We start from the raw sequence: 475 nt of genomic DNA, 5'->3' as shown, positions 1-475 counted from the left end.
GCGACCGCGGGCAGCGCGTGCTGCTGATGATGGATTCGCTTACGCGTTTTGCGCGCGCGCAGCGCGAGATCGGGCTGGCGGCCGGCGAGCCGCCAGCCCGGCGAGGCTTTCCGCCGTCGATCTTCGCCGAGCTGCCGCGGCTAGTTGAGCGCGCCGGCATGGGCGAGCGGGGCTCGATCACGGCGCTCTACACAGTTCTCACCGAGGACGAGTCGGGCAACGATCCGATCGCCGAGGAAGTCCGCGGGATCGTCGACGGACACATGATTCTGTCGCGCGAAATCGCCGCAAAAAACCAGTATCCCGCAATCGACGTGCTCGGGAGTCTCTCGCGCGTGATGCCGCAAGTCACGACTGCCGACTATGTGCGCGCGGCGGCCCGGCTGCGCGAGCTGCTGTCCAAGCATCGCGAGGTCGAGCTGCTGTTGCAGATAGGCGAATATCAGGCCGGCGGTAACCCGCTTGCCGACGAGGC

At 67.2% G+C, this 475-nt stretch carries 1 pseudogene; it reads left to right on the top strand.

Going from position 1 to position 475, the window contains the following annotated elements:
• Positions 1-475: pseudogene (locus tag EVC45_RS45170) on the top strand (EscN/YscN/HrcN family type III secretion system ATPase); the annotation flags it as partial.

Source organism: Paraburkholderia sp. UYCP14C, from assembly GCF_004197395.1.
Lineage (GTDB): Bacteria > Pseudomonadota > Gammaproteobacteria > Burkholderiales > Burkholderiaceae > Paraburkholderia.
Note: the sequence above shows the minus strand (reverse complement) of the source record. Positions and strands in the feature narration are given on the sequence as shown.